This is a genomic window from Aeromonas finlandensis, from assembly GCF_000764645.1.
In the GTDB taxonomy this organism is placed as follows: Bacteria; Pseudomonadota; Gammaproteobacteria; order Enterobacterales; family Aeromonadaceae; genus Aeromonas; species Aeromonas finlandensis.
Genome location: NZ_JRGK01000157.1, coordinates 1 through 1,929 on the forward strand (window position 1 = coordinate 1; position 1,929 = coordinate 1,929).

Consider the following 1,929-nt stretch of genomic DNA (forward strand, 5'->3'; position numbering starts at 1 on the left):
GCCTGCACTCTGATCCTTGCCGCCATTCAATGCTCCATTCCAAATAGCAAAAGAGCAAAAGCCCCGCCAATCAGATTGGCGGGGCTTTTTGTTGGTAAAGAAATCGCGTTGGATAGAGGCATTCCCCATTCATTCAGAGAACGGCCCCTACCGAACAAACACCCGAACCCAAGGCGACCGCCGAGTCGGTGCTCGACAGCACCTACGGCTACCGGCAGGGGCCGGTGCTGTTCAAACCCACCCTTGCCGGTGGCGAGCAGACCTTTCGCACCAGCCTGGCGAGCGAATAGATGGCGGACGTGCTGCGGCAGTTTGCTGCTACCCTCAGAGGCAATCCATTGAGATGCCAAGCAATTAGCTTCACTCAACGGCTGCCACTCGCCATCATCACACCGGGAGCCAGATACCATGACCATACTGCCTGTTTACGCGGCCCTGCTCGCCCTGCTGTTTGTGTTGCTGAGCATCCGCACCATTCGCACCCGCCATAGCCGCAAGGTGGCGCTGGGGCACGGGGATGATCCCGCCATGCTGCGCGCCATGCGGGTGCATGCCAACTTTGCCGAGTATGTTCCCCTCGCCCTGCTGCTGATCTATTTCGTCGAAGCCACCAGCCAGTCCCCCTGGCTTATCCATCTGCTGGGGAGTGCCCTGTTGCTTGGCCGCCTCTGCCACGCCTTTGGCATGAGCCGCACGCCGGAGAACTTCCGCTACCGGGTAGCGGGAATGGGGCTGACCTTCACGGTGATCCTGGTGAGCGCGGCCCATCTCCTGATCACGGCGCTGCTCCCCTGACTCAGCCGTCACGAATAAACGGCGGCACGGTCGGGTTGCCATGTCTATCGGCTACTCTTCTTGGCAGATCGTCGCAACAGATCTGCTTAACATAAGCCCGGTTCAGGAGTGCGATATGAAGTGGATTGGCTGGTTACTGCTTGTCGGGCTGACCCCCGTTGCCCACGCAACCCCGCTAAAGCTGGCGGCCGCGGTCGAGCACACCGCGATATTGCGCCCTTTTATTCATGACTGGTTTGGCCGGGCGGGTATCGCTGTTCAGCTGATCCCCTGCAGCTATGCCCGCTGCGAGAAGTTGATTGAGTCGGTGAATGCGGTCGATGGCGATATGGCCCGGATCAAGGGCTTTGATCAGACCTATCCCCACTTGCTGCAAATCGGCGCCCCCATCTCGGAAGCAGCGATTTATGGCCAGCCACGGGATAACCCGAGCTGGCCCCCTGCCAAGGGTGCCGTGATTGGCTGCCTGCGTGGCATCCAGTGGTGCGAACGCTATCTTGGCAACTATCAGATCATCTGGTTGAACGATGAGAAGCAGGGCCTTGCCCAACTGCACAGGGGAAAAGTGGACTGGATCATCAAGATGCGCGCCGCCTATCAACCTGCGCTGGCCACCCCCTGGCAGAAGATCACCAAAGAGCAGGTCTTTCTCTACCTCGATAAAAAGCACCGCGCGGATATTGCGGCCCTGCTCAAGGTGCAGCTGGTCTTTATCAACAACGGCCGCTGGCTGGCGATGCAAAAGCAGTACCTCTCCGCCATCTAGCGCGGTTCTCGCCGCACCACGCCATGCCGATTGCATGGCTGAAAAAACAAAAAGCCCTGCCAGATTGGCAGGGCTTTTTCAGTCAACCGTACAGCCGGGGAGAGACTCCCAAGCCGCTTACTGGTTGTGGGTAGAGCGACGGGGGCGACGGGCCTGAGCCGGTTTGCCGGCGCCATCAGCCGGACGCTGACCACCTTGCGGCTTGGGTTTGCCACCGTTACCGGTACGCGCACCACCAGCATTGCCATTGGAGGCGGAACGACCGGCTCCCTGACGCTGGCCCTGACCTTGCGGACGCGGCGCACGGCGCTGCTCGCTCGGATCACGGGGCTCTTTGCGCAGCGGCGCGCCGATACCACGGGCGATGT

General features: G+C 60.4%; 2 protein-coding genes and 1 pseudogene. 2 read left to right on the plus strand and 1 reads right to left on the minus strand.

All coding sequences use genetic code 11. The features are described from left to right. Positions 1-408 precede the first annotated feature (408 nt). Positions 409-795: an MAPEG family protein gene (locus tag LD28_RS0111820; RefSeq protein ID WP_033137170.1), complete on the plus strand. Its 387-nt coding sequence runs from the start codon at positions 409-411 to the stop codon at positions 793-795. 115 nt (positions 796-910) lie between these two features. Then, the gene (locus tag LD28_RS0111825; protein ID WP_033137171.1) at positions 911-1,561 is read left to right on the plus strand and encodes a hypothetical protein; all 651 of its coding nucleotides are present in this window, start codon (positions 911-913) and stop codon (positions 1,559-1,561) included. A 117-nt stretch (positions 1,562-1,678) separates the two neighbouring features. Here LD28_RS0111825 and LD28_RS0111830 read toward each other — a convergent pair. Then, positions 1,679-1,929 (minus strand): annotated as a pseudogene (locus tag LD28_RS0111830) (DEAD/DEAH box helicase); the annotation flags it as partial.

Excerpts from the sequence above, each read along its gene's own strand:
- LD28_RS0111820 (WP_033137170.1), top strand. The coding sequence starts at position 409 with ATGACCATACTGCCTGTTTACGCGGCCCTGCTCGCCCTGCTGTTTGTG.
- LD28_RS0111825 (WP_033137171.1), top strand. The coding sequence starts at position 911 with ATGAAGTGGATTGGCTGGTTACTGCTTGTCGGGCTGACCCCCGTTGCC.